The sequence below is a fragment of the Microbacterium sp. C5A9 genome (assembly GCF_022627955.1).
Taxonomy (GTDB): Bacteria; Actinomycetota; Actinomycetes; order Actinomycetales; family Microbacteriaceae; genus Microbacterium.
In genome coordinates this window covers 563,764-584,773 of sequence record NZ_JABXGD010000002.1, presented here as the reverse complement: position 1 = coordinate 584,773, position 21,010 = coordinate 563,764, and the positions used below count along the sequence as shown (strand labels likewise).

General features: G+C 69.2%; 19 protein-coding genes. 14 read left to right on the top strand and 5 right to left on the bottom strand.

The genetic code is table 11. The features are described from left to right. Positions 1 to 7 precede the first annotated feature (7 nt). Entirely contained in the window at positions 8 to 958 is a 951-nt protein-coding gene (locus HWD99_RS06040; RefSeq protein WP_241795316.1) for an alpha/beta hydrolase, read from the bottom strand. Between the two features lie 179 nt (positions 959 to 1,137). Here HWD99_RS06040 and HWD99_RS06035 point away from each other — a divergent pair, with 179 nt between their 5' ends. The 5 genes from HWD99_RS06035 (at position 1,138) to HWD99_RS06015 (ending at position 5,984) form a co-directional block, all read left to right on the top strand. Continuing rightward, a complete protein-coding gene (locus HWD99_RS06035; RefSeq protein ID WP_241795315.1) occupies positions 1,138 to 2,298 on the top strand; it encodes a sensor histidine kinase in 1,161 nt (386 codons plus the stop codon). After that, complete coding sequence (locus HWD99_RS06030; protein WP_241795314.1) at positions 2,295 to 2,999, top strand: response regulator transcription factor; 705 nt, start codon at positions 2,295 to 2,297, stop codon at positions 2,997 to 2,999. The genes HWD99_RS06035 and HWD99_RS06030 overlap by 4 nt, the downstream gene beginning before the upstream one ends. Positions 3,000 to 3,032: 33 nt before the next feature. Further along, the gene (locus HWD99_RS06025) at positions 3,033 to 3,392 is read left to right on the top strand and encodes a YnfA family protein (RefSeq protein WP_241795313.1); all 360 of its coding nucleotides are present in this window, start codon (positions 3,033 to 3,035) and stop codon (positions 3,390 to 3,392) included. A gap of 121 nt (positions 3,393 to 3,513) precedes the next feature. Continuing rightward, complete coding sequence (gene thrS, locus HWD99_RS06020) at positions 3,514 to 5,439, top strand: threonine--tRNA ligase (protein WP_241795446.1); 1,926 nt, start codon at positions 3,514 to 3,516, stop codon at positions 5,437 to 5,439. Further along, the gene (locus tag HWD99_RS06015) at positions 5,436 to 5,984 is read left to right on the top strand and encodes an HIT domain-containing protein (RefSeq protein WP_241795312.1); all 549 of its coding nucleotides are present in this window, start codon (positions 5,436 to 5,438) and stop codon (positions 5,982 to 5,984) included. Before thrS ends, HWD99_RS06015 begins: the two co-directional genes overlap by 4 nt. 4 nt (positions 5,985 to 5,988) lie before the next feature. Here the strand turns inward: HWD99_RS06015 and pdxY are convergent, their stop codons facing one another. After that, positions 5,989 to 6,840, bottom strand: a complete 852-nt coding sequence (pdxY, locus tag HWD99_RS06010) for a pyridoxal kinase PdxY (RefSeq protein WP_241795311.1) — start codon at positions 6,838 to 6,840, stop codon at positions 5,989 to 5,991. 46 nt (positions 6,841 to 6,886) lie between these two features. Next, entirely contained in the window at positions 6,887 to 8,194 is a 1,308-nt protein-coding gene (locus tag HWD99_RS06005; protein WP_241795310.1) for an aminotransferase class I/II-fold pyridoxal phosphate-dependent enzyme, read from the bottom strand. A gap of 111 nt (positions 8,195 to 8,305) precedes the next feature. Here HWD99_RS06005 and pdxS point away from each other — a divergent pair, with 111 nt between their 5' ends. The 5 genes from pdxS to HWD99_RS05980 all read left to right on the top strand — a co-directional run bounded on the left by pdxS (position 8,306) and on the right by HWD99_RS05980 (position 15,393). Further along, positions 8,306 to 9,199: a pyridoxal 5'-phosphate synthase lyase subunit PdxS gene (gene pdxS / locus HWD99_RS06000; protein ID WP_241795309.1), complete on the top strand. Its 894-nt coding sequence runs from the start codon at positions 8,306 to 8,308 to the stop codon at positions 9,197 to 9,199. Then, the gene (gene pdxT / locus HWD99_RS05995; RefSeq protein ID WP_241795308.1) at positions 9,189 to 9,794 is read left to right on the top strand and encodes a pyridoxal 5'-phosphate synthase glutaminase subunit PdxT; all 606 of its coding nucleotides are present in this window, start codon (positions 9,189 to 9,191) and stop codon (positions 9,792 to 9,794) included. The genes pdxS and pdxT overlap by 11 nt, the downstream gene beginning before the upstream one ends. A 133-nt stretch (positions 9,795 to 9,927) precedes the next feature. Continuing rightward, positions 9,928 to 11,385, top strand: coding sequence for a DUF3375 domain-containing protein (locus tag HWD99_RS05990; protein ID WP_241795307.1), 1,458 nt, complete (start codon positions 9,928 to 9,930; stop codon positions 11,383 to 11,385). Positions 11,386 to 11,437: 52 nt separating this feature from the next. Further along, complete coding sequence (locus tag HWD99_RS05985) at positions 11,438 to 12,037, top strand: DUF4194 domain-containing protein (RefSeq protein WP_241795445.1); 600 nt, start codon at positions 11,438 to 11,440, stop codon at positions 12,035 to 12,037. Then, on the top strand, positions 12,034 to 15,393 hold the full coding sequence (locus HWD99_RS05980; RefSeq protein WP_241795444.1) for an ATP-binding protein: 3,360 nt from the start codon (positions 12,034 to 12,036) through the stop codon (positions 15,391 to 15,393). Before HWD99_RS05985 ends, HWD99_RS05980 begins: the two co-directional genes overlap by 4 nt. 25 nt (positions 15,394 to 15,418) lie before the next feature. On the opposite strand, the gene HWD99_RS05975 is transcribed toward HWD99_RS05980, so the two are convergent. Next, positions 15,419 to 16,795, bottom strand: a complete 1,377-nt coding sequence (locus tag HWD99_RS05975) for an aminotransferase class V-fold PLP-dependent enzyme (RefSeq protein ID WP_241795306.1) — start codon at positions 16,793 to 16,795, stop codon at positions 15,419 to 15,421. A gap of 27 nt (positions 16,796 to 16,822) precedes the next feature. Next, positions 16,823 to 17,785, bottom strand: coding sequence for an aminoglycoside phosphotransferase family protein (locus tag HWD99_RS05970; RefSeq protein ID WP_241795305.1), 963 nt, complete (start codon positions 17,783 to 17,785; stop codon positions 16,823 to 16,825). Between the two features lie 158 nt (positions 17,786 to 17,943). Between HWD99_RS05970 and HWD99_RS05965 the strand changes: the two genes are divergently transcribed. Genes HWD99_RS05965 through ruvB form a run of 4 tightly spaced genes read left to right on the top strand, consistent with a single transcriptional unit; the run spans position 17,944 to position 20,968 of the window. Further along, positions 17,944 to 18,705: a YebC/PmpR family DNA-binding transcriptional regulator gene (locus tag HWD99_RS05965; RefSeq protein ID WP_194764044.1), complete on the top strand. Its 762-nt coding sequence runs from the start codon at positions 17,944 to 17,946 to the stop codon at positions 18,703 to 18,705. A gap of 45 nt (positions 18,706 to 18,750) precedes the next feature. Beyond that, positions 18,751 to 19,335: a crossover junction endodeoxyribonuclease RuvC gene (ruvC, locus tag HWD99_RS05960; RefSeq protein WP_241795304.1), complete on the top strand. Its 585-nt coding sequence runs from the start codon at positions 18,751 to 18,753 to the stop codon at positions 19,333 to 19,335. Between the two features lie 9 nt (positions 19,336 to 19,344). Further along, positions 19,345 to 19,950, top strand: a complete 606-nt coding sequence (ruvA, locus tag HWD99_RS05955) for a Holliday junction branch migration protein RuvA (RefSeq protein WP_241795303.1) — start codon at positions 19,345 to 19,347, stop codon at positions 19,948 to 19,950. Next, positions 19,943 to 20,968 (top strand): Holliday junction branch migration DNA helicase RuvB, encoded by a 1,026-nt coding sequence (gene ruvB / locus HWD99_RS05950; protein WP_241795302.1) that lies wholly within the window; start codon positions 19,943 to 19,945, stop codon positions 20,966 to 20,968. The genes ruvA and ruvB overlap by 8 nt, the downstream gene beginning before the upstream one ends. The last annotated feature ends 42 nt before the right edge of the window (positions 20,969 to 21,010 follow it).

Genomic DNA, 21,010 nt, shown 5'->3' with positions numbered 1-21,010 from the left:
TCGCCCGTCACCCGTCGCCGAGCGGGCGATCGGCCTCCCAAAGGCGGAATCCGTCGGCGATCTCGGCGGAACGCGTGTGATGCAGATAGTGCTCGCCGTCCAGAGGAACGACCGTCCCATCGTCGACGGCCGATGCCTGACGCTCGTGGAGATCGATCCAGTCGGGATTGACGGCGTTGTCGGCCACCACGAAGAGCAGCAGCGGCAGTCGGGCAGGGAAGCCGGTGCCGGCGGCATCCGCGAAGTTGGTCCTGATGTGAGACATCTCGTCGAGATAGGTGGGGGCGAGCGCGTTCCTGCTGCTGAGGAGAGACATCTGCTCGCGCGTCGCGTCGTCGTAGTCGAGACCATCGAGGTCGTCGCCGGTGACACTCGCGACGAGCCGGATCAGACCGAGGTTCTTCGCCGCAGCCAGCAGGCCGGTGGGGAAGATGGTGTCCATGTTCGGCTGTCCCGGCACACTCGTGTCGATGCCGACGAACGCCGTCACTTCATCGGGATACCGGTTCGCGTACTCGATCGCGTAGAGGCCGGCGATCGAATGCCCCATCAGGACGTACCTGTCGACATCGAGCGACTGCAGCGCGGCGTGGACCTCGTCGACGATGTTGTCGGTGGTGCGCGGCCGGTCCGTGCCGTCACTCAGGCCGTAGCCGAACGGCTCGACCACGATGACCCGATGATCCTCCGCGAGCTCCGCCACCAGAGGCGCGAAGTCGAGGGCGGGCGAGGCCGTGCCGAAACCGGGGAGCAGCACGACATCGCGGTCGCCCTCTCCCGTGATCACCACGTTCATGGATCGATCGTCGACCGTCACGAGTCGACCGTACGAGACGATCCGGTCCTTCTCGGTCTCGGTCGACACGGCGTTGACCACCGTCGTGGTCGCGAGGCCGACGGCCAGCACGGTGCCGACGGCGCCTGCGACGAGGAGGGCTCTTCTGAGGGATCTGCGCACGATGACCTTCCCGGGGCGCACGAGTTCGGAGGTGCCGTGCGCGCCTGTCCTTCCAGCCTGGATCGCGAGAGCGCGTCGCGCGTCACCCCGGTGCGGACACCTCTGTACCGCGATCGCGGTAGGGCGGAGTCATCCGGCGGGAGGATCCGGCGTCGGCGCCGACACGAAATACTGGAGGCATGCCGACCACCCGTGCCACCCGTGACGGGTTCCGGATGAGCGACGTCCTGGCGGTCGCGCTCATCGTGATCTTCGCCCTCCTGCCGTTCCCCGACGAGACCTTCCGCACCGACGGGATGCTCCTCGTCCCGGCACTCGCGCCGGCCGTGATCATGCCGTTCCGGCGCAGGTGGCCGCTCGCCGCTCTGGGCGTCAGCCTGGTGTGCGTGGTCGCCGTCGCGGCGGCCGGGTCGATCTCGCCCAGCGCGCTCCTCGCGGTGGCGATCGCCTGTTTCGCAGTGCTCGATCGTCTCGGGAGGTCGGTCGGCCTGCTCGCGCTCGGCGTGGCGGTGGTCGTCGCGTTCCTCGCGAACGGATGGGCGCTCGCGGGCGACCTCTTCGATTCGACTGCTCTGCAGTTCGTTCTCCTCATCGTCCTGGGCGGAGCGCTGGGAGACGCGGCCCGGTCGCGACGGGAGTTCGCGGCGGCGATGACCGAGCGCGCAGAGCGAGCCGAGCGGAGCCGCGACGACGAAGCGCGCAGACGGGTCGCCGAGGATCGCGTGCGGATCGCCCGCGACCTGCACGACGTGGTCGCGCACCAGATCGCGGTGATCAGTCTCAACGCAGGAGTCGCATCGTCGTCTCTGGAGACCCGCCCCGAGCGGGCCAGGGAGGCTCTGACCACGGTGCGCAGTGCCTCACGGGAGGTGCTCGCCGATATCGGGGGGCTCCTCACGCTGCTGCGCGCCGACACCTCCGACGACGGGTCGGACCGACGACCGCAGACCGGGCTGGCCGATCTGGACGCGCTCGTCGCCGCCTTCGACGTCGCAGGGCTCCGCATCGATCTGCGGCGTCCGCAACAGGGTGTCGCACTGTCGCCCCTCGGCGATCACGTGGCCTACCTGGTGCTGCACGAGGCACTCACCAACGCGCACAAGCACGGGCGCGGCGGCACGGCGACGGTGGCGCTGCGCGCCGAGGGGGCAGTCGTACATCTGACCGTCGTGAACCCGACCGCGACGGAGCGGTCGGGACAGCCGCCCGCCGGCCACGGGCTGCGCGGGCTGACGGAGCGGATCGCCGCTGTCGGAGGGGCCGTGCAGTTCGGCAGCGACGGCGGGGTCTTCTCTCTCGAGGCGTGGATCCCGGCCGAGACGAGCGAGGCCTCGTCATGATCTCGGTGCTCGTGGTCGACGACCAGCCCCTCGTGCGGCATGCGGTGCGGGACATCCTCATCGACGGGGGTATTCGCGTCGTCGGCGAGGCGGCGAACGGACGCGAAGCCGTGAGTACGGCGCTCGTGACCACGCCCGACGTCGTGCTGATGGACATCCGGATGCCGGAGCTCGACGGGATCGCGGCCACGGCGCTGATCTGCGCGCGGTCGAGTGCACAGGCAGGGGCAGAGGGAGAGGCAGGCGCGGATGCGGCGGGTGGCCCCCGTGTGCTGATCCTGACGACGTTCGAGGAGGACGAGAACGTCGTCGCCGCGCTGCGGGCGGGAGCGAGCGGGTTCATCGGCAAGGGGGCGGAACCGGATGAGATCATCCGCGCCGTGCGGACGATACACAGCGGTGAGTCTCTTCTCTCCTCGACCGCGACGCGCGCACTGATCGAGCGATCCATCCGTGGCGGAGGGACGGTGCGTACAGGGCCCTGGACGGCCGCGCTCACCCCGCTGACCCCTCGGGAGCGCGAGGTGCTCGTCCTCGTCGCCGAAGGGCTCTCGAACCACGACATCGCCGCGCGCCTGACGATCTCGCCCCACACCGCGAAGACGCATGTGAATCGGATCATGGCCAAGGTCTCGGCGCGCGACCGCGCGCAGCTGGTGATCCTCGCGTACGAGTCCGGCCTGGTGACGGCCGGCGGCTGAACGACCCGCGCGGGTGTTTGCCACACTGGGTGCATGACCGTCCTGCGCATCAGCATCCTCTTCGTGCTCGCCGCCGTCGCCGAGATCGGCGGCGCGTGGTTGATCTGGCAGGCCGTCAAGGAGAACAGGGGATGGGTCTTCGCGGTGCTCGGAGTCATGGCCCTCGGCGCGTACGGTTTCATCGCGGCGCTGCAACCCGACGCGAACTTCGGACGGGTCCTGGCCTCGTACGGTGGCGTCTTCATCGCCGGTTCTCTGGCCTGGGGGATCATCGTCGACGGCTTCAAGCCGACGATCTGGGACTGGGTCGGTTCGGCGATCGCACTCGTCGGCGCCGCGATCATCATCCTCGCGCCGACCGCCGCGAACACGACTGCCGAGACCGCGCTGTAGCGGTCATCCACGCCTGGGCATGCGAGTAGCCTAGATCCAGACCCAGATGGAGTGTGCAGTGCCTGAAAATGCTCAGCCGAAAGACGGCTTCGCCCTGTTCTCTGACCGTTCAGTCGTCGCGATGCGCGTCAACGGAACCCTCAAGGACCTCGCCGCGACAGTGACGGACGCCGATGAGGTCGAGCCGGTCACCATCGACAGCCCCGACGGACTCAACATCCTCCGTCACTCGGCCGCGCACGTGCTCGCGCAGGCCGTGCAGCGCATCAACCCGCAGGCGAACCTCGGCATCGGCCCGCCCATCACCGATGGCTTCTACTACGACTTCGGTGTCGAGACTCCGTTCACGCCCGAGGACATCAAGGCCATCACGAAGGAGATGCAGCGGATCGTCCGCGAGGGGCAGCGGTTCGTGCGCCGCGTCGTCACCGACGACGAGGCGCGTGCCGAGCTTGCCGAAGAGCCGTTCAAGCTCGAGCTCATCGGTCTCAAGGGCGGCAACGAGGCTGCCGAGGGTGCATCCGTCGAGGTCGGCGAGGGCGAGCTCACGATCTACGACAACACGACGCGCGACGGTGAGGTCGTCTGGAAGGACCTCTGCCGCGGACCGCACCTTCCCAACACCCGCATGATCGGAAACGGCTGGGATCTCACCCGTATCGCGGCTGCCTACTGGCGCGGCAGCGAGAAGAACCCGCAGCTGCAGCGCATCTACGGCACGGCGTGGCCCTCGAAGGAAGAACTGCGCGCCTATCAGGAACGCCTCGCCGAGGCAGAGCGACGCGATCACCGCAAGCTCGGTGCCGAGATGGACCTCTTCTCCTTCCCTGACGAGATCGGCTCCGGCCTCGCAGTCTTCCATCCCAAGGGCGGGATCATCCGCTACGAGATCGAGGAGAACCTCCGCAGGCACCTGCTGCGCAACGGCTACGACCTGGTGAACAGCCCGCACATCACGAAGAAGGATCTCTTCATGACGTCTGGCCACCTGCAGACCTACGCCGACGGCATGTTCCCGCCGATGCACCTCGACGAGATCCTCGACGAGGAGGGCAACGTCACCAGGCAGGGCCAGGACTACTACCTGAAGCCCATGAACTGCCCGTTCCACAACCTCGTCTTCCGCTCTCGCGGTCGTTCGTACCGCGAGCTGCCCCTGCGGCTCGCCGAGTTCGGCACGGTCTACCGCTACGAGAAGAGCGGCACGCTGTCGGGTCTGACCCGGGTCCGTGGGCTGACCCAGGACGACGCGCACATCTATGTCGCTCAGGATCAGGTCAAGGAGGAGCTCACCACCAATCTGAACCTCGTCCTGGACCTCCTCCGTGACTACGGACTCAACGACTTCTACCTCGAGCTGTCCACGAACGAGGAGGGGAACCCGAAGTTCCTCGGTGAGCCCGAGCAGTGGTCGACGGCGATCGAGACTCTGCGTGAGGTCGCTGTGGCATCCGGTCTCGACCTCGTCGCCGACCCCGGCGGCGCGGCCTTCTACGGTCCCAAGATCTCGGTGCAGGCGCGAGACGCGATCGGCCGCACCTGGCAGATGTCGACGATTCAGCTGGACTTCAACCAGCCCGATCGCTTCGAGCTCGAGTACACCGGATCCGACGGGCAGAAGCACCGTCCGGTGATGATCCACCGCGCCCTGCTGGGTTCGGTCGAGCGCTTCTTTGCGATCCTCCTCGAGCATTATGCGGGAGACTTCCCGCTGTGGCTGGCACCGAGCCAGGTCGTCGGAGTCCCGGTGGCCGAGCAGTACGGCGACTACCTCGACGACGTGATCGGTCAGCTGCGCGCGGCGGGTGTGCGCGCAGACGTCGACCACTCCGACGACCGCATGCAGAAGAAGATCCGCAACCACACGACCGCGAAGGTCCCTGTCATCCTCATCGTCGGTGAGCAGGACCGGGCAGCGGGAACCGTCTCGTTCCGGTTCCGGGACGGCACGCAGGAGAACGGCGTACCTGTGGCGGATGCCGTGCGTCGGATCACCGCGTCGATCGCCTCGCACGCGCTCGTCCTGAAAGCAGGAGACCTGGCGTGACCACGCCCTCCGAGTCGTGGGAGGACGCCGGCGATTTCGCCGCCGTCCCCGACGAGTTCCAGCGGCTCTGGACCCCGCATCGGATGGCGTACATCCAGGCGGGGCCCGAGCCGCTGCGCGAGGAGTGCCCCTTCTGCGAGGCGCCGCGGTTCCCCGACGCCGAGCGGCTGATCGTCGCGCGGGGTGAGACGGCCTACGTGCTGCTCAACCTGTTCCCGTACAACTCGGGGCACCTGCTGGTGTGCCCGTACCGCCACATCGGCACCTACGATCAGGCCACGCCGGAAGAGGTGGCCGAGATCGGCGCGCTGACCCAGATCGGCATGCGCGTTCTCCGGGAGGTGTCGCGGTGCGACGGCTTCAACCTCGGGATGAACCAGGGAGCGGTGGCCGGCGCGGGGGTCGACGGCCACCTGCATCAGCACATCGTGCCGCGATGGACGTCGGACGCCAACTTCTTCCCGATCATCGCGAAGACCAAGGCCCTGCCGCAGCTGCTCGGCGAGGTGCGCGAGGCCGTCGCGAACGCCTGGCCCCGGGGCTGAGAGCTCAGCGCACCTGGCGCGCGGTGAACTGCATCCGCGGGTTCGCGTAGAACTCCTGGGCCTCGACGAGCAGCAGCTCGCGTGAGCCGGCCTCGAGGGTCGCGGAGAGCAGATCGAACACGCTGGACGCCGTGCGCTCGAGAGCCGTCTTCGCGTCGCCGGTCTCGACGTAGTGCGCCGTGAAGAGCGCGGCGGTCACATCGCCCGACCCGTTCGCCTTCATGGGCAGACGCGGTGTCTGCACGATCCAGGCGCCCGACGCGTCTGCCACGAGCATCTCGATCGTCCCGTCCTCGCGATCGGGACGCTCGACGCTCGTGACGAGCACGGTGCTCGGCCCCATGGCCGTCGCCAGGTCGACCGAAGCCAGCGTCGACTCCAGCGTGTCGGGCTCGGTGCCGGTGAGGAAGCCGAGCTCGAACTGGTTCGGCGTGATGATGTCGGCGACGGGGACGACCTTCTCGCGCAGCAGGATCGGGATGGCCGGGGCGACGAAGCAGCCGGACTTGGCGTTGCCCATGACGGGATCGCACGCGTACACCGCCTTCGGGTTCGCCGCCTTGACGCGCGCGACGGCATCGATGATGACGTCGCCGATGCCCTCACCGCCCTGGTATCCGCTGAGTACGGCGTCGATCTCGCCGAACACGCCGCGCTCCTCGATGCCGGTGATCACCGAGGCGACGTCGTCCGGAGAGATCATCGGTCCCTGCCACGATCCGTAGCCCGTGTGGTTGGAGAAGTTCACGGTGTAGACCGGGAGAACCTCGACGCCGATGCGCTGCAGGGGGAAGACCGCGGCGGAGTTGCCGACATGGCCGTACGCGACGGCGGACTGGATGGAGAGGACCTTCATTCCCCGATCCTTTCATTCAGGGCGGGACTGATCCCGCGGCGGTGGGTCATCGTGTGGCCGTGACGAGGTCGGCGACGAGCGTCTCCGCATCGTCGTCGGTCAGGTCGTGCACCGTGAGGCGCAGATGGTGCGAGGGGTCGGCGCGCTCGTCGAGGGCGAAGTCGTCTCCGGTGCGGGCGAGCCACCCCCGGCGCATCAGCCTCTCGGCGACGAGGCGTGCGGGCTTCGGCAGCTCGATCCAGAGACTCAGGCCGTCGGTGGCGGGGGAGTCGATCCCCTCGTCGCGCAGTCGCGACGCGAAGGCCTCGTTCCGCGCCGCGTAATGCTCGCGGGCGGCGGAGATCCTGGCGAGGACCGCCTCGTCGGTGAGCTGAGTGAGCGTGAGACGCTGCAGAAGATGGCTGACCCAGGTCGTGCCAGGGCTGAGTCGCATCGCGAGCCGCTCTGCCGTCGTCGCATCGGTCGCCGCGATCGCGAGGCACATGTCGGGTCCGAGGAACTTCGACACCGAGCGCACGTGGGCGAAGCGGCGGTGCCCCTGGCCGATCAGCGATTCGTACGGACTCTGCGACAGCATCGAGAAGTGGTCGTCTTCGATGATCAGCACGTACGGGTGATCCGCGAGCACCTCGCGCAGCGCGGCAGCGCGGGCGGAGGTGAGGCTCGCGCCGGTCGGGTTCTGAGCGCGCGGGGTGCAGATCACCGCGCGGACACCGGCATCCAGAGCGGCGCGCAGGCCGTCGACCGTCATGCCCTGATCATCGACGGGCACCGGCACGGCCCGGTATCCGCCGAGGCGGACGGTGTGGATGCTGGCCAGGAAGCAGGGATCCTCGAGGGCCACGGCGTCGTCGCGCATGAGCGCCTGAGCGAGCAGCCGCTCGACGGCGTCGACGGCGCCGCTGGTGACCGTGATGCCGAAGTCGAGGTGGCCGAGGTCCTGCGCGATCCATTCGCGCGCCCACTCGTCCAGTCCGCGATCGATCACGGGCTCGCCGTAGAGGACCGGCCGCCCGGCGACCGTCGCGAGGGCCGCGGACGGATCAGGGATCAGCCGTGGGTCGGGGTTGCCGGTGCCGACGTCGCGCAGCACGGTGTTCGACGCGTACCCCTCTTGAGCGACGGACTCATGACCGGTGATCACGGTGCCGGCACGCCCCCGCGAGATCACCAGGCCGGCCTGAGCGAGCTGACGGTAGGCGGCGACGGCGGTGTTGCGATTGACGCCGAGAGTGCCGGCGAGCTCGCGGACCGGGGGGAGCGCGTTCCCCGGGCGGAGGACTCCACGGTCGCGCAGATCGCGCACGCTGTCGGCGATGTCCGCCGCGGTCGTTCCGGTGATCTGGTCGCTCATGTGTCCTCACCACCGATTCTAGGTCGTTCCGGACAGTGCTACTGTTTGGCCTAGATCAAACCTGACTTTGTTCGACTCGCTCGCCCCGTGCGTCACCCGACAGGAGCTCCCATGACCGATCAGACCACCACCGGATCCTCCCGCGTCAAGCGCGGACTCGCGGAGATGCTGAAGGGCGGCGTCATCATGGACGTCGTCACCGCCGACCAGGCGAAGATCGCAGAGGATGCCGGCGCGGTCGCGGTCATGGCCCTCGAGCGGGTTCCCGCCGACATCCGCGCGCAGGGCGGCGTCTCGCGCATGAGCGACCCCGACATGATCGACAGCATCATCGATGCGGTGTCGATCCCGGTGATGGCCAAGGCGCGCATCGGCCACTTCGTCGAGGCGCAGGTGCTTCAGGAGCTCGGCGTCGACTACATCGACGAGTCCGAGGTGCTCTCTCCGGCCGACTACGTCAACCACATCGACAAGTTCGGGTTCACCGTGCCGTTCGTCTGCGGTGCCACCAACCTGGGCGAAGCCCTTCGCCGCATCAACGAGGGAGCGGCGATGATCCGTTCGAAGGGCGAGGCCGGAACGGGCGACGTGTCGGAGGCGATGAAGCACATCCGCAAGATCCGCGGCGAGATCGCCGCCCTCACCGCACTGCCGAAGGACGAGCTCTTCGTCGCGGCGAAGGAGTTGCAGGCACCGTACGAGCTCGTCGCCGAGATCGCCGAGACCGGCACGCTCCCCGTCGTGCTGTTCGTCGCCGGGGGAGTCGCGACGCCGGCGGACGCCGCGATGATGATGCAGCTCGGAGCGGATGGCGTGTTCGTCGGCTCCGGGATCTTCAAGTCCGGGAATCCGGCCGAGAGGGCCAAGGCGATCGTCAAGGCGACCACGTTCTTCGACGACGCGAAGGTGATCGCCGAGGTCTCGCGCGGACTCGGCGAGGCGATGGTGGGCATCAACGTCTCCGACCTTCCCGCGCCGCACCGCCTGGCAGAGCGTGGCTGGTAGCCCACGCGTCGGAGTCCTGGCGCTGCAGGGCGATGTGCGCGAGCACGCCGCCCTGCTCCGCGGCCTCGGCGCCGACGTCGTGCACGTGCGGCGACCCGAGGAGCTCGCGACGGTCCAGGGGCTCGTGATTCCCGGGGGCGAGTCCAGCGTGATCGACAAGCTCGCGCGGTCGTTCGGGATGCAGGCGCCCATACGCGCGGCGATCGCTTCCGGGTTGCCGGTCTACGGCACGTGCGCGGGACTCATCCTCCTGGCCGACGAGGTGCTCGACGGGATCGAGGGACAGCAGTCCTTCGGCGGAATGGACATCTCGGTGCGTCGCAACGCGTTCGGCCGCCAGACGGAATCCTTCGAGACCGCGCTCGATGTGCCGACGCTCGGGGATCCGCCCGTTCGCGCGACCTTCATCCGTGCGCCGATCGTCGAGCGCGCGGGCGCTCGGGTCGAGGTGCTCGCCACGCTGCCGGACGGCGGGATCGTCGCCGTCGAGCAGGGACCGCTGATCGGAACGAGCTTCCATCCCGAGGTCGACGGTGAGACGCGCTTCCACGAGCGGTTCCTCGCCCACGTGGTCGACCACGCCGCCGGTCGGTGACCACGCCGCTCCCGTGCGAGCGGGCAGCTCCCGTGCGAGCGTGCGGCTCCCGCGTGACGATTCGCCGAAAGCGACCCGCCCGGGCGCCCCGGCGTGACGGCGGGAGTGCGGCGTCGCGACTACTCTCGATCGGGTGACTGGATCCCGAGCAGAAGCGGCGTACTCGCGCGCCGTCGCCGCGTTCAGCACACCCACGCTCGATCTCCTGCACGGGAGGTTCGCGCCGTTCGTGGTGGCGTCGCTCACGATGCTCTTCACCGCCGACCGGGCGTCCGTGCCGATCGCCGATGCCCATGCCGAGCTCGCCGAGATCATGGACGAGCTGCGCCCAGACGGCGACGACGACAGGCGACTCCCCTCGGGAAGCGGCAGGGACGTCTGTCGGAACTGGGTGCGTCTCGGCTGGCTGGTGCAGCAGATCGACGACGAGGTCGAGGTCTACCGCCTCTCGGCGCATGCGGTCGAGGCACTGGAGATCTCCGGCCGCACGGGCTCAGGGCGCACTCGCGTGTCGAACTCGCGCGTGCGCACGCTGCTCGACGCGGTCGAGCACCTCTCCGACAGCGCCGAGGCCGATCCCGTGCGCCGTCTGGCGCGCCTGCGGGCGGAACGTGACCTGATCCACGCCGAGATCTCCCGCATCGAGGAGTCCGGTCGTGCGGATCCGCTCGATGATGATGAGCTCCTGGAGGAGGCGGAGAACGTCCTGCACCTCGCGCGAGAGCTGCCCGCGGACTTCACCCGGGTCGCGGAGTCGCTGAAGGCCATGCAACGCGATGTCGTCGCCCACCTCCGCCGCGACGAGCGCCCCACGGGTGAGGTGCTGCGCGAGTACCTTCAGCGCGCGCAGGATGTGATGCAGGCCACTCCCGAGGGGCGGGCGTTCGCCGGCGCCCTGCGGCTCATCGGCGACCCCGACCGCATCGACGCTCTCACCGAGCAGCTCAGCGGGCTCCTCGACCAGCCCTTCGCACGCCTGCTCGACAGCTCTCAGCGAGCCGAGCTCGATGCCGTCGGCCGACGTGTCGAGCTCGGCGTCGAAGAGGTGCTGGCCGCGCAGCGACGTGCCTCCCACGTCATCACCGGTCAGGTGAAGACCCATGATCCGCTGCGGGACCGCCAGATCGACGACCTGCTGCGCGATGTGATCGCCGGGCTGCACGGCTGGTCGGGACCCGCCACGGTCGTCGACCCCGTGCGCAGCATGCCGCTGATCGATCTGGGGCATCTGCGGCAGACCACCAGCGACATCCGCCCGCCGCGCGCACCCGCACCTCTCACGGACGCCGAAGACGTCGACTTCGTGGACCACGACACCCGCGCCTGGGGAGGGCCGCGATACGCGGAGCTGGAGGAGTACGTGGCCGCGCTCGGAGCGGAGTTCGATCTCGCCGAGGCCTTCCGGCACGTCCCCGACGCCACCAGGCGCCCCGTCGACCTGCTGGGCCTTCTCGAGATCGCGCATCGGAACGGTCTCACCGACGAAGACGGCATCTCGACGGTCGAAGCGCTGCGGCCCGACGGGACCACCCGCCGCTTCGCCTTCGGCTCCGTGACCGCCCGTAGTACGAAAGAGGACGCAGTTGAGTGACGAGGATTTCGCCGCGGTCGACGCGGATGAGGCGTTCATCGCCCCGACGGCGATGGAGCAGGATCTCGAGGAGCACTTCCCGGGCGATCGGGGCACCCTCGACCCGGAGATCCGCCGGGTGCTCGTGCATCTGCTGCAACGGCGTTTCCTCTCCGTGGAGCGCAACCGTCGAGAATGGGCGCTGCTGCTGGACCACCAGCAGGTCGTCGAGTCGCGACTGAACGACATCTACCTGCGGCTCGTCATCGACCACGGTCGCGGCTTCGCGTACAAGCAGCAGCTTCGATCCGATGAGATCGACATGCCCGTCCTGCTGAAGGATGCGCCGTACTCCCGCGCGGAGACGCTCGTGCTCGTGCACCTGCGGACCGTGTATCAGCGGGAGTCCGCCGCGGGGGAGACCTCGGTGCGCATCGACATCGAAGACGTCGAGCAGACCGTGCTCAGCTACTTCGCCGAGGTCGACGGAGGCACCGCGAAGCAGCAGCGTGCCATCCGCAGCGCACTGGACCGGCTCGACAGGGAGGGCATCGTGCAGGAGGAGACGAGCGGACGATATCGGATCACCGCTCTCGTCGAGGTGGTGCTCAGCGCCCAGACGCTCAAGGAGCTGCGCGAATGGCTGGGGACGCAGGAGGCGGTGGCGCGATGACGATGATGGACACCCTGTTCGGCCTGATCCCGTCGAGCTCCCGCGGGCAGCAGTGGGTCGCCGAGGAACTGCAGCTCATCAACTGGGGCGGCTACGACGGAGGACCGCACCGCGTGCGGTTCTCGCCCGACGCGACGCTGCTGTGCGGTGGATCCGGTTCGGGCAAGTCGACCCTGATGGACGGCTACATCGCCCTGATGATGCCGCACACGACGCCGTTCAACGGTGCCTCGAACGGGGGAGTGACTGGGCGTCCGCGCGGCGAGGAGCAGCGCAACATCCTCTCGTACGGTCGCGGCAAGATCGACGAGTCGCGCACCGATGAGGGCACCAAGCTCCGCGTGCTGCGCGGTGACGGTGAGGACACGTGGAGCGCCGTCTCGATGACCTGGCTCGACCACGACGGCTCCCGCTTCACGGCGGTGCGCGGGTGGTACATCCCCGCGGACGCCCGAACCCTCGAGGACACCACGCGCCTGCGGGCGACCATCGACGGCGCCTTCGACCTCGCGCGCCTCGAGCAGGCCGCGACCCTGCGGCTCAGCGACGCATCGGCCCGCTCTCTCGGGCTGGAGCCCGTCGCCACCGACCGGGAGTTCTCGGCACGTCTGCACGCCGTCCTGGGCATCGGCGCTGCGGGGTCGGGTGCCAAGGCGATCAGTCTGCTCGCTCGCATCCAGGCCGGGCAGCAGATCACCACGGTCGACGATCTGTACAAGAAGCTCGTGCTCGAAGAGCCCGAGACGATGGCCACCGCTGATGCGGTCGTCGCGCATTTCGACGAGCTCGAGAGCACCCGTACCCGGATGCTGGTCGCCAAGCAGCAGGTGGCTGCCCTCGAGCCGATCCGCGGGATCTCCGCGCGCATCGCCTCGGCCGCAGAGCGGATGCAGGTCGTCGACGAGGTCGGCGTGTTCGCCGACCCCACCTCGCTCGCCGCGCTGTGGAGCGCCGAGCGTCGCCTCGATCTGCTCCGCGAGGTCGAGGGAGACCTGCGCGATCGCACTCAGGCGCTCCAGCTCGCCGTGCGCGAGAAGCACGCGCTCGTCGCCGCGGCCGAGTCCGAACGCGAGGGTCTCCTCGATGTCCTGCGACAGTCCGGAGGCGATCGTCTCGAGACCGCGCAGCGGGAGTTGCGTGCGGTCGAACGTCGCCTCGAGGACGTGCAGCGAGAGCGGGCGCGCGTCGACGCCGTCGTCCGCGATCTCGGTGCCGAGGTGACGAGCGCGGCCGAGTTCGAGAGCCTGCTCGCCCGCTTCCGCGCTGAGCTTCCGGACGACGGTCTGCGCGGCGCGAGAGCGGCGTTCGCCGAGGCGGAGGCGGAGCGCAGGGCCGCGGAGCGCGAGCTGGCTCTCGTGACGGCCGAGCGCGAGCGCACACACGACCTGCGGGGGAGCATCCCCGCGTACCTCCACGAATCACGCGCTCTGCTGGCGCAGGCGGCGGGGTTGACGGCGTCTGACCTGCCGTTCGTGGGGGAGCTCGTCGAGGTGCGGACCGAGTACGAGCCATGGCGCGAGGCCTTCAATCTCGCGCTCGGCGGATTCGCCAGGACTCTGCTCGTCGACGCCGAGCATCTCGCGCGATTCCGCGCCGCGATCGAATCCGTGCGCACGCCGGAGCGACTCAGCTACGAAGGCGTGCAGACGGGGCTGCCCGAGACCCGGGCTGCGGATCCGCGAACGCTCCCTGCCCGCCTCGACCACCGGTCGACGCCGTTCACCGGCTGGCTCCAGCAGCGCCTGCAGGAGCGATTCGCGTTCGTGTGCGTTGACTCCTCGGCAGAGCTCGCGGCGCATCCTCGTGCCCTCACACTCGCAGGACAGGTGTCTCAGGGCGATCGGGGGTCGCACGGCGGGCACGGCCGAGCGAACATGCTGGGCTTCTCGAACGCCCGGCGTCTGCGCGAGCTCGACGAGCAGCGTGCGGATCTGGAGGAGCGCCGTGATGCCGCGACCGCTGCCGCCACGGAAGCGGAGTCGCGCCTCGACGAGCTCGACGCGATCGCCACGGCGCGCGCCAAGATCGAGGATCTCACCTGGGATCAGATCGATGTGCAGGCCGTCGCCGACGAACGGCAGAGGTGGCTCTCGGTCGAAGCCGAGGTCACCGACGGCAACCCTCAGATCGCGGAGCTGACGGCGCAGGCGGACGAACTCCGACGGCGCGCGGCACGGCTGCGCGACGAGGCCGCGAGACTCGGTGGCGAGCTGACGGTCGCGCAGGACCGGTGGGTCGAGGTCACAGACCAGGTCGACGCGTGTCAGCGGGTCATCGACGCCGCCGACGCCGATGACATCTCTGTCGAGGAGCGGCATCGCGCGTTCCTCGACGCACGGTTCCTCGGCGTCGACTCCGCGGTGGACATCACCGCCTCCGAGCGGCTGGGGCACCTGGACTCGGCGCTGCGCACCGCAGCGACGCGGCTCCTCGAGGAGCGCACCGCGGCCGCAGCGGCTCATGCCGAGCAGCGTGAGCAGATGCGTCGGCTGATGACCGGATTCCTCGAGCGCTGGGACACGCTGACGATCCTGCCCGACCCCGACGAGTCGGTCGCCGAGTTCGAGTCGATCCTCGATGCGCTGCAGACGAACGGACTGCACGAGCTCGAGGCCGAGTGGCGCGACAGCCTGCTCAAGCTGTCGGGCAACGACCTCACGAGCCTGGACTCGACGCTCAGCCGATCGCTGCGGGAGATCAAGAACCGCATCGACCCGATCAACCGGATCATGGAGGAGCTGCCGTTCTACGACGACGACCACCGGCTGCAGATCTCGCCGCGCGAGAACCAGTCCGAGGCCCGCAGGCGTTTCCGCCGGGAGCTCCGGGAGGTGCGGGGTCTGATCGACGCCGCGACCACGGATGCCGAGCGCGAGAACGTCTATCGCCGGATGAGCCGCCTGATCGCCCGGATGCGTCGCACGGCGCCGGACTTCGCCGAGCTCATCGACGTCCGCAACCATGTCCGCGTCAGCGCGGAGCGGGTGCACGCGGTCACTCGGGAGCATGTCGCCCTCTACGACCACATCGGCGAGAAGTCGGGCGGCGAGTCGCAGGAGCTGGTCGCGTTCATCGTCGGAGCGGCTCTGCGATACCAGCTCGGCGACGCGGGAGCTGCGCGACCGCGGTACGCGCCGGTGTTCATGGACGAGGCGCTGATCAAGGCGGATGCGCACTTCACCAAGCGCGCGATAGGCGCGTGGCGGGGGCTCGGATTCCAGCTCGTGATCGGTGCGCCGAACGACAAGTACAGCGCGATCGAGCCTCATGTCGATGTCGAGTACGACATCCTCAAGGACACGCGCGGTCGCTCGTGGGCCCGGCCGAAGGTGGGTCTGCCGTCCGACGCGGCGTGATCGGTCGCCGACCTCGGCGGGCTCGTCACGCCGAGGTCAGCGCCCTGATCGCCTCGACGGTCATGGTCACGTCGCGCGGCGTGGTCGCCCAGGACGACATCGAACATCGCAGGGCCGCGCGTCCACGCCATTCGGCGCCGGTGACCGCGGCGGTGCCCTCCGCGAGGATCGCCGCTCCCAGTTCACGGGTGGCCTCGTCGGAATCGAGCCTGAACATGACCTGCGTGTAGACGACGTCGTTGATCACCTCGATGCCGTCGATGGTCGCCAGACCGGCGGCCATCGAGCGGGCGTTGTCGTGGAGGCGATCGATCAGCCGGGCGACGCCACCGCGGCCGAGACTCCGCAGCGCAGCCCAGGCGGGCACACCGCGGGCGCGCCGGGAGAGCTCGGGCGTCACGTCCCAGGGGTCGAGACTCGAATAGACCAGATAGTCACCGCCGGTGCGGAACGCCGCGATCGAGTCCGCCGGGTCCCGGACGATCGCCATGCCGCAGTCGTACGGCACGTTGAGCGTCTTGTGGGCATCGGTCGCCCACGAGTCCGCGTCGCCCATTCCCGCCGTGAGCGGGCGCAGCTGCTCCGAGGCGGCTGCCCACAGGCCGAACGCGCCGTCGATGTGCACCCACGCGCGGTGCTCGTGCGCGACGGGGATGAGTGCTGCGAAATCGTCGAAGGCGCCGGTGTGCACCTCACCGGCTTGGAGGCACACGATGAGCGGCCCGGAATGCTCGGCCAGGGCCGACTGCAGCGCGTCAGCCCGCATCCGTCCGTGTCGGTCCGACTCGATCACCGTCAGCTCGGCGCGTCCGATTCCGAGGAACCGCGCGGCACGGTCGATCGATCCGTGGCGATCCGCGCCGACCACGAACCGGAGGGGAGGAGACTCGCGCAGTCCCCGTTCGGACAGGTCCCACCCCGCGCGGGCGAGGACCGCGTTCCTCGCCGTCGCGAGACACGTGAAGTTCGCCATCTGCCCTCCGGTGACGAAGCCGACACTCGCGGTGTCCGGCAGCCCGAGGATATCGAGCATCCACCCTCCGGCAACGCGTTCCATGGCGACGGTCGTCGGCGTGAGACTCGCCGACCCGGAGTTCTGGTCCCACGCCGACACGAGCCAGTCGGCGGCGAGAGCTGCCGGGTGGGTGCCGCCGATGACGAAGCCGTAGAAGCGCCCGCCCGGTATCGCGACCAGCCCGGGATCGGCCCGCATCGCGATCTCGTCGATCACGTCGACAGGGTCGCATCCGTCATCCGCCAGCGGGCCGCCGAACGCTCGGAGCATCTCCTCGAGGCTCGCGCGTGGCCACACGGGACGGTCGTCGAGCGAGTCCAGGAATCGGAGTGCGGCCTCGTGTGCGGCGTCGAGTCCTCGGGCCCTGTCGTCGACTCTCTTGTCCATGAGTCAGGACTACACCCGCGGTCCTCGTCACGCCAGGGGGCGGTCGTCGGCGGTGCGCGGAGACGCGGAGAGCAGGGCGGACAGCCACCTCATCGCGGGCTCGGCCTGACGACGCTGGAACGCGCGCAACCCCGGCAGCTCGGGGATCTCCGGTCGGGCCTGGTTGAACCAGAGGAAGGACGTGAAGCCCGAGATCACCGCCAGGAGCGCCTCGGGCGGCGGTGCGCCATGCTCCTGGAAGATCCGCCACGCCTGTTCGCAGCGCGGCCCGCCGAAGGCCTCGATGCTCGGAAGCAGACAGGGGAGATCGACCCATGCGGCGCCGCGCCGCGCGTGCGGCCAGTCGAGCAGGTGCGCGAGGCCGTCGGAGATCAGGATGTTGTCCGCGCGCAGGTCGTCGTGCACGATGGAGTCGCCCTGGAGCGCCGGCACGAACCCCTCCTCGAGCTGCAGAAGCTCGGGCAATCGCGAGCGGAGAGAATCCGGAAGCCCGTCGAGCAGGGGCGGAGTGGCGGCGATGTCTGCCCAGCGGGTGAAGCTCGGGACCAACCGGTCCTCTGCGCGTTCCATGCCCTCGGGCGCGGCCGTCTGCGAGAGTCGCGCCATGCTCGCCGCTATGGCGTGCAGGTCGTCCGCCGTCCACGGCGCGCCGGGGTGACGGCCGTCGATGGCCTCCAGCACGAGCGCGGACCCTGCATCGGACTCGATGGTCGCCACGACGCGCGGGCCGAGGGAGGCCGGAAGCATGCCGAGGGTGTGCATCTCCTGCCGGATGAAGTGCAGAGAGTCCCCGTGCCAGTCGGCGGCGCATGCCTTCACGAACGCCCGTCCCGTGCTCGTCTCGACGACACCGGCGTAGGACGCGCTGAAACCGCCGTGTGCCGGGGCGTCGGACACGAAGCGCCCTCCGATCGCCTCGAGCACCGCTGAGCGGATCGCGAGCGGGAGTGAACCCCACTCCGGGCGGAGGCGGTCGGCGCCTGTGGTCATGATGGAGCTCTTCCTCGGGGATCGGCCGGTCGGATCGACGCTAGCAGCGGTCTTCGCAGGATCGCCGCCGGGGTGCAGCCGCGGGCCGACGGCATGGTTCGATAGAATGGACGATGCCCTGGGCCGAGCCCACGGGCGGATACGACGAGCGGAGACTTATGTCCGGGCATTCCAAGTGGGCCACCACGAAGCACAAGAAGGCCATCATCGACTCCAGGCGCGCCAAGTCCTGGGCCAAGCTCATCAAGAACATCGAAGTCGCGGCGAAGCTCGGCGGCGCTGATCTGCAGGGCAACCCGACTCTGTTCGACGCGGTCCAGAAGGCGAAGAAGACCTCGGTCCCGAAGGACAACATCGACCGCGCGGTGAAGCGCGGAGCGGGCATCGGCGGCGAGGCCGTCGAGTACACCTCGATCATGTACGAGGGCTACGGTCCCAACGGCGTCGCGATGATGATCGAGTGTCTGACCGACAACAAGAACCGTGCGGCCGCCGAGGTGCGCACGGCGCTCAGCCGCAACGGCGGCACCCTCGCCGACCCCGGCAGCGTCGCCTACAACTTCAGCCGCAAGGGCGTCATCGTCGTCGGCTCCGAAGGCACGACCGAGGACGACGTGATGATGGCCGCTCTCGAGGCGGGTGCCGAGGAGATCGAGCCGCACGCCGAAGGGTTCGAGATCATCACCGAGGCGACCGACCTGGTGGCCGTGCGCAGTGCGCTGCAGGACGCCGGCATCGACTACGAGTCGGCCGACGTGGAGTTCGTCCCCAACCTCAAGGTCGAGATCGACGCCGACACCGCGCGGAAGATCTTCCGCCTGATCGACGCGCTCGAGGACAGCGAGGACGTGCAGAACGTCTTCACCAACTTCGATCTGTCCGCAGAGGTCCAGGCCGAGCTCGAGAACGACGACGCCTAGGCGCGCCGACGCGGCGGAGTCCGACGCGACGAATAGCCTGGGGGAGTGACCTCCTCCTCGCTGCGCGTGCTCGGCATCGACCCCGGGCTCACCCGATGCGGTGTCGGGGTCGTCGATGTCGACCGCGCTCGTCGGGGAACGCTCGTGCACGTCGGGGTGATCCGTTCGGACCCCGATCTGCCGATCGGAGAACGACTGGCGCTCGTCGCCGCGGGCATCCGCGAGGTGCTCGCACAGCACCGCCCTGATGCGGTGGCCGTCGAGCGGGTGTTCGCGCAGCAGAACACCCACACGGTCATGGGCACCGCCCAGGCGAGCGGCGTCGCTCTCCTGCTCGCCGCCGAGGCCGGGCTCCCCGCCGCCACCCACACGCCGAGCGAGGTGAAGGCGGCTGTCACGGGATACGGCTCGGCGGACAAGAAGCAGGTGCAGGCGATGATCGCGCGCATCCTGCGGCTGGATGCTCCGCCGCAGCCCGCCGACGCCGCGGACGCTCTGGCCATCGCGCTCTGTCATGCCTGGCGTCGCGGCGCGGCAGGCATCCCGGGGCAGGACGTGCTGACTCCCGCTCAGCGCGCGTGGGCCGACGCGGAGCGTGTCGCTCGAACATACCTACGATCGCGCGCCTAGTCTGGTGTGATGATCTCTTCGCTGCACGGCACCGTCCTGCACTCGTCGTCCGACCAGGTCGTCATCGATGTCGGCGGTGTCGGATTCTCCGTGGCCGTGCCCGGAGACGTGGCGCACACCGCGACGGTGGGTGAGCGGCTCCTGCTGCACACGAGTCTCATCGTGCGCGAAGACGCCCTCTCGCTGTTCGGGTTCGCCGATCGCAGCGAGCTCGAGATCTTCGGCCTGCTCATCAGCGTCACCGGTGTCGGCCCGAAGTCAGCGCTCGGCGTTCTGTCGCATCTGACCGTCGACCAGATCGCCGAGGCGGTGAACGCCGAGGACGACGCGCCCTTCCGCCGGGTGTCGGGGATCGGCCCCAAGACCGCCAAGCTCATCGTCGTGCAGCTCGCGGGCAAGGTCCAGCCGGTGGGCGTCGCGGCGAAGGTCTCGACCGCCGGCGGTTCGGATGTTGTCGATCAGGTCACGGCCGCCCTCGTGGGGCTCGGCTGGTCGGAGAAGGTCGCCGCCGAGGCGGCGGCGCAGACGGCGGCCGAGGCCACCGAGGCCGAGCGATCCGCGGTGGCGCCTCTCCTGCGCCGCACCCTGGCTCTGCTGGGACCGGCGCGTGTCTGACGCGCGCGACGCCACCGAGCCGGTCGACGAGACCGAGCTGGCGATCGAGGGGGCGCTGCGACCGACCAGCCTCGCCGAGTTCGTCGGCCAGCAGAAGGTGCGCGGACAGCTGCAGCTCCTTCTCGACGCTGCACGGATCCAGAGCCGGCCGCCCGACCACATCCTGCTCGCGGGCCCTCCCGGCCTCGGCAAGACGACGCTGGCGATGATCGTCGCGCACGAGAGTCAGCGTCCGCTGCGCCTCTCCAGCGGCCCCGCGATCCAGCACGCCGGCGATCTCGCTGCGCTGCTGTCGAGCCTCGTGCCGGGCGAGGTGCTGTTCATCGATGAGATCCATCGCATGGCCCGGTCCGCCGAGGAGATGCTGTATCTCGCGATGGAGGACTTCCGCATCGACATCATGGTCGGCAAGGGTGCCGGTGCGACGAGCATCCCGTTGGAGCTGGCCCCGTTCACGCTGGTCGGCGCCACCACGCGGTCGGGCCTGCTGCCCAATCCGCTCCGTGACCGGTTCGGCTTCACCGGTCATCTCGAGTTCTACGAGGAGGCAGAGCTCGAGCAGGTGATCGCCCGGTCGGCGCTCGTGCTCGGAGTCGACCTGCCCCGCGATTCGCTCTCGGAGATCGCCAGGAGATCCCGCGGCACACCGCGCATCGCGAACCGCCTGCTCCGTCGTGTCAGGGATTACGCGCTCGTGCACGGCGGGGGAGCCGCGACGCTCGCGGGCGTGCAGGCGGCACTCGAGCTCTACGACGTCGACCCGATCGGGCTCGACCGACTCGATCGCGCGGTCCTGGAGTCCCTCGTCCGCCGGTTCCGCGGCGGTCCGGTGGGGCTGAGCACCCTGGCCGTAGCGGTCGGCGAAGAGGCGGAGACGGTCGAGAGCGTGGTGGAGCCGTACCTCGTGCGCATCGGCTTCCTCGGTCGCACGCCACGGGGCAGGATCGCGATGCCCGAGGCGTACGCCCACCTGGGTGTGGCTCACCCTGATGGGGCGCTTCGCTTCGATGACCTATAATCACTGAAGACTTCCCCGATACATCTGTGCGCCCTCTGGATG

Excerpts from the sequence above, each read along its gene's own strand:
- HWD99_RS05975 (WP_241795306.1), bottom strand. The coding sequence starts at position 16,795 with ATGGACAAGAGAGTCGACGACAGGGCCCGAGGACTCGACGCCGCACAC.
- HWD99_RS05970 (WP_241795305.1), bottom strand. The coding sequence starts at position 17,785 with ATGACCACAGGCGCCGACCGCCTCCGCCCGGAGTGGGGTTCACTCCCG.
- HWD99_RS06025 (WP_241795313.1), top strand. The coding sequence starts at position 3,033 with ATGACCGTCCTGCGCATCAGCATCCTCTTCGTGCTCGCCGCCGTCGCC.
- HWD99_RS06035 (WP_241795315.1), top strand. The coding sequence starts at position 1,138 with ATGCCGACCACCCGTGCCACCCGTGACGGGTTCCGGATGAGCGACGTC.
- HWD99_RS05985 (WP_241795445.1), top strand. The coding sequence starts at position 11,438 with ATGGAGCAGGATCTCGAGGAGCACTTCCCGGGCGATCGGGGCACCCTC.
- thrS (WP_241795446.1), top strand. The coding sequence starts at position 3,514 with ATGCGCGTCAACGGAACCCTCAAGGACCTCGCCGCGACAGTGACGGAC.
- HWD99_RS05980 (WP_241795444.1), top strand. The coding sequence starts at position 12,034 with ATGACGATGATGGACACCCTGTTCGGCCTGATCCCGTCGAGCTCCCGC.
- ruvA (WP_241795303.1), top strand. The coding sequence starts at position 19,345 with ATGATCTCTTCGCTGCACGGCACCGTCCTGCACTCGTCGTCCGACCAG.
- HWD99_RS05965 (WP_194764044.1), top strand. The coding sequence starts at position 17,944 with ATGTCCGGGCATTCCAAGTGGGCCACCACGAAGCACAAGAAGGCCATC.
- pdxS (WP_241795309.1), top strand. The coding sequence starts at position 8,306 with ATGACCGATCAGACCACCACCGGATCCTCCCGCGTCAAGCGCGGACTC.
- HWD99_RS06005 (WP_241795310.1), bottom strand. The coding sequence starts at position 8,194 with ATGAGCGACCAGATCACCGGAACGACCGCGGCGGACATCGCCGACAGC.
- HWD99_RS06030 (WP_241795314.1), top strand. The coding sequence starts at position 2,295 with ATGATCTCGGTGCTCGTGGTCGACGACCAGCCCCTCGTGCGGCATGCG.
- pdxY (WP_241795311.1), bottom strand. The coding sequence starts at position 6,840 with ATGAAGGTCCTCTCCATCCAGTCCGCCGTCGCGTACGGCCATGTCGGC.